At 73.0% G+C, this 4,468-nt stretch carries 4 protein-coding genes; 3 read left to right on the top strand and 1 reads right to left on the bottom strand.

Annotated features, from left to right (window positions below; translation table 11 throughout):
- Positions 1–141 precede the first annotated feature (141 nt).
- Positions 142–1,677: a DUF5719 family protein gene (locus tag FNX44_RS24190; RefSeq protein ID WP_143651062.1), complete on the top strand. Its 1,536-nt coding sequence runs from the start codon at positions 142–144 to the stop codon at positions 1,675–1,677.
- Between the two features lie 30 nt (positions 1,678–1,707).
- On the opposite strand, the gene FNX44_RS24185 is transcribed toward FNX44_RS24190, so the two are convergent.
- Entirely contained in the window at positions 1,708–2,163 is a 456-nt protein-coding gene (locus tag FNX44_RS24185) for a metallopeptidase family protein (protein ID WP_143651060.1), read from the bottom strand.
- 305 nt (positions 2,164–2,468) lie between these two features.
- On the opposite strand from FNX44_RS24185, the gene FNX44_RS24180 reads away from it, so the two are divergent.
- Together FNX44_RS24180 and FNX44_RS24175 are read left to right on the top strand one after the other, a co-directional pair.
- On the top strand, positions 2,469–2,900 hold the full coding sequence (locus FNX44_RS24180) for a DUF3499 domain-containing protein (protein WP_143651058.1): 432 nt from the start codon (positions 2,469–2,471) through the stop codon (positions 2,898–2,900).
- Positions 2,901–3,036: 136 nt separating this feature from the next.
- Complete coding sequence (locus FNX44_RS24175; RefSeq protein WP_143651056.1) at positions 3,037–4,395, top strand: phosphomannomutase/phosphoglucomutase; 1,359 nt, start codon at positions 3,037–3,039, stop codon at positions 4,393–4,395.
- Positions 4,396–4,468: the final 73 nt, after the last annotated feature.

Here is a 4,468-nt window from a genome sequence, read left to right as displayed (position 1 = left end):
GGACTGGGACCAGCAGCCCGCGCCCGCCCCCGGCTACGGCCAGGACGCCCGGTCCGCGGACCACCCGGGCTACCCGCCGCCCCCCTACGACCCGCATGATCCGGACCACGGGACGTACGACTACCGGAGCCAGCAGTGAGCCTGAACCGCACCGCCGTCAGCCTGCTCGCGGTGGGCACCGCGCTGGCCGCACTGACCGGAGTCGCCGCCCTGAACGCGCCCGGCTCCGAGCCCGCCTCCGCCGAGCGGACCTCGCGACTGCCCGTGCAGCGCTCCACCCTGGTCTGCCCCCAGCCGGCCGGGTCCGACCTCGCGGAGACCGTCTACACCGCGTACTCGGCGCCGCACCCCGACGTCCGGCCCGGCGACAAGCGCTCCGACACCGCGGGGCTGCTGCCCGCCGGACACACGCTCGAAGGCGGCGGCCAGGGCTCCGACGACAAGGACGGCCGCCCGGCCAAGAAGCCGGACCCGGTGCTACCGCTGAAGAAGCCGGGAACCCCGGTGACCCATACCACCGACCAGGCCGACGCCCCCGCGCTCACCGGTTCGGCGGAAGGGGCGCTCGCGCCCGGCTGGACCGTGCAGCAGTCCACCACCATCAGCGCCGGTCCCGGCCGAGGGCTGCTCGGGCTCAGCTGCACCGTCCCGGACACCGAGTTCTGGTTCTCGGGCGTCAGCACCGCCAAGGGGCGGCACGACTACATCCACCTCACCAACCCCGACGACGCGCCCGCCACCGTCGACCTCCAGCTCTACGGCAAGGACGGCGAGCTGCGCTCGGAGAGCGGCACCGGCCTGAACATCCCGCCCGGCGCGACCGTGCCCGTGCTGCTGGCCACCCTCACGCCCGAACCGGTCACCAACGTCAGCCTGCACGTGGCCGTGCGCATCGGCCGGGTGGGCGCCCAGGTCCAGGCGCTGGACGAGAAGCTCGGCAGTGACTGGATCACGCCGTCGCACGAGTCGGCCGACCGCCTGGTGCTGCCGGGCATCCCGGCGGACGCCACGGCCGTGCGGCTGGTGGCCTTCGCCACCGGCGACCGCGACGTGGAACTCGACGTCCGCTTCGCCGGCGCCAACAGCTCCATCTCGCCCGCCGGCAACGAGACCCTGCACGTCAAGAGCGGCATGACCGCGGCGGTCGACCTGCCCGACCTCACCAGGGGTGAGGCCGGCTCGCTGGTGCTGACGCCGTCCAAGGACAGCCCCCGAGGCAGCTTCGTCGCCGCCCTGCGGATCCTGCGGGGTAAGGAGGGCAAGCAGGAGACGGCGTTCATCCCGGCAGTGGCGCCCGTCGGCGAGCGCACCACGGCCTCCGGCCACCAGGCCAAGGGCGGCGTCCTCTACCTGACGGCCCCCGGCGAGGCGGCCAAGGTGAAGGTCACCGCCTCGGCCGGCAGTGACGGCGGCCGGCCGGCGAGCCGCGAGCTGGAGCTGAAGCCCGGCACCACGACCGCCGTCGACGACCTGCGCCCGGATGGGGTGAAGGGCACCTTCGCGTACACCGTCGAACGGCTCTCCGGCGGCCACGTGCACGTCGCCCGGATGCTGGAGACGAAGGAGAGCGGATCCAGCGGCGTGCCGATGTTCAGCATCCAGGCGCTGCCGGACGACCGCAGCACCGTCGCGGTGCCGGGCGCGCGGCAGGACCTCACCGTGCTCGACGCCGGCTGACCCCCACGGGCACGGCAGGCGCTCGGGTCCTCAGTCCTGCCCGTACTTCGGGTCGACGGACTCGGGGGAGAGGCCGAGCAGCTCGGCGACCTGCTCGACGACCACCTCGTGCACCAGCAGGGCCCGCTCCTCGCGGGTCTTGCTGCGCAGCTCGACCGGGCGGCGGTAGACGATCACGCAGTCCGGCCGGCCCCCGTGCGCGGGGACGAGGCGGCCGAGCGGCACGATCGCGGGCCCGTCCAGCCCGATGCGCTCCACCGGCCCGGGCTGCGGCACCTCCTGGACGGCGAAGAACACCGACGCCAGCTGCGGCCACTGGCGCTCCAGCCGCTCGGCCGAGTCGCGCACCAGGCCGTCGAAGGACTCGGCGCGGCTCATGGCGAGCGGCACCTGCGGCGGCGCGAGCGGCCCGCGCATGCCTCGGCCGTGACGGTCTCGGTGACGCGCCCGGCCATGCGGTCGACCGGGCGGAACGGCGTTGTTCATCAACTCCGAGAGTAGCGCGACGGACCGTCAGACGAGTGGGCGTGCACATGCCCTGTGGATAACCCGTGTCGGCGGGCGCGCGGATGGCGCTGCCGGACGCTCACACGCGCTCGGGTTCTGTCCCACGGGATGGCTGTTTCTGACCGGATTCGTGCGTTGGATGGCGGTATTCGGTCCGTTTCGAAGGGGTCGGGAGGGAGTACGAAGGGTGCTGCAGTGACGATTCTGCGCGTTCGCCCAGGTCGGCGTGGGTGGCTGCGTTCCGGGCTTTCCCGACGAACCGGACGACACGGCCGGGTGACGTCGTGGAGAGTCATCGCAGCCCGTTCAAGAGTGCGGTACCGTCCAACGTCGTGAGCCCTGTACGTCGCTGTTCGCGCACCGCGTGCGGCCGTCCTGCCGTGGCGACGCTGACGTACGTCTACGCGGACTCGACGGCCGTCCTCGGCCCGCTCGCCACCTACGCCGAGCCTCATTGCTACGACCTGTGCTCCGAGCACTCCGAACGGCTCACCGCCCCCCGTGGCTGGGAAGTGGTCCGTCTCGCGGTCGACCCGGGGCCGGCCCGGCCGAGCGGCGACGACCTCGAGGCCCTCGCCGACGCAGTGCGCGAAGCCGCCCGCGCCCCCCGCCGGGAGAGCAGGCGCGCCCCGGCCGAACCGAGCGGCCGCGAGGTCGACCCGATAGAGGTCGCCAGGCGCGGCCATCTGCGCGTCCTGCGTTCCCCCGACTCCTGAACCGGGCGCGCGCCGAGCCGCGCATCCGCGCGATCCGGGAACGCGCGTATCCGGCCGGCCCTGCCCGCGCCGCCCGGTCGGCGGAGCCCCGGCGGGTAGATTTGAGCCCTCTAACGGACATCAGGAGGGGTGGACTGTGCCCGACTTGTCACAGATCGTGAAGGCGTACGACGTCCGCGGGGTCGTCCCCGACCAGTGGGACGAGACGTTGGCCGAACTCTTCGGCGCCGCCTTTGTCAGGGTCACCCAGGCGTCCGCCATCGTCGTGGGACACGACATGCGACCGTCCTCTCCCGGCCTGGCGGCGGCCTTCGGCCGTGGCGCCGCCCGGCTCGGCGCGGACGTCACCGAGATCGGACTGTGCTCCACCGACCAGCTCTACTTCGCCAGCGGCAGCCTCGACCTGCCCGGCGCCATGTTCACCGCCAGCCACAACCCGGCCCAGTACAACGGCATCAAGATGTGCCGCGCCGGAGCCGCCCCCGTCGGCCAGGACACCGGGCTGGCCGACATCCGCGACCTCGTCACCGAATGGGCGGAGAACGGCCCGCCGCCCGCCTCCGCGACCGAGGGCACCGTCACCCGCCGCGACGTCCTCGCCGACTACGCGACACACCTGCGCGAGCTCGTCGACCTCACCGCCACCCGACCGCTGAAGGTCGTCGTCGACGCCGGCAACGGCATGGGCGGCCACACCGTCCCCACCGTCTTCGAAGGGCTCCCCCTGGAGTTGGACGCCCTCTACTTCGAACTCGACGGCACCTTCCCCAACCACGAGGCCAACCCCCTCGACCCGGCCAACATCGTCGACCTCCAGCGGCGGGTCCGGGAGACCGGCGCCGACATCGGCCTGGCCTTCGACGGCGACGCCGACCGCTGCTTCGTCGTCGACGAGCGCGGCGAACCCGTCTCCCCGTCCGCGATCACCGCCCTCGTCGCGGCGCGCGAACTCGCCAAGCACGGCGGCGGAACCGTCATCCACAACTGCATCACCTCCTGGTCCGTCCCCGAGGTCGTGAAGGAGGCCGGCGGGACGGCCGTCCGCACCCGCGTCGGCCACTCCTTCATCAAGCAGGAGATGGCCACGACCGGCGCCATCTTCGGCGGCGAGCACTCGGCCCACTACTACTTCCGCGACTTCTGGAACGCCGACACCGGCATGCTCGCCGCCCTGCACGTCCTCGCCGCCCTCGGCGGGCAGCAGGGCCCGCTCTCCGGGCTGGTCGCCGAGTACGACCGCTACGCCGGCTCCGGAGAGATCAACAGCACCGTCGCCGACCAGGCCGCGTCCATGGCCGCCGTCGAAGCCGCCTACGCCAGCCGTCAGGGCCTGGAGCTGGACCACCTCGACGGGCTCACCGTCACCGGACCCGACTGGTGGTTCAACCTCCGCCCCTCCAACACCGAGCCGCTGCTGCGGTTGAACGTCGAGGCCAGGGACGAGGAGACCATGGGCCGGGTCCGCGACGAGGTCCTGACCGTCGTCCGCGCCTGACCTCCGCCGGCACCTCCCCCGGACCGGCGCCGCCGACCCGACGGCGCCGTCCCCCTGCCGCTTTCTCTTATAC

The sequence above is a fragment of the Streptomyces alkaliterrae genome, from assembly GCF_007097205.2.
GTDB lineage: Bacteria > Actinomycetota > Actinomycetes > Streptomycetales > Streptomycetaceae > Streptomyces > Streptomyces alkaliterrae.
This window is presented reverse-complemented; position numbering and strand designations above follow the sequence as displayed.

What these genes read in the sequence shown, in the direction of transcription:
- FNX44_RS24185 (WP_143651060.1), bottom strand. Translation starts at nt 2,163, where the DNA reads ATGAACAACGCCGTTCCGCCCGGTCGACCGCATGGCCGGGCGCGTCAC.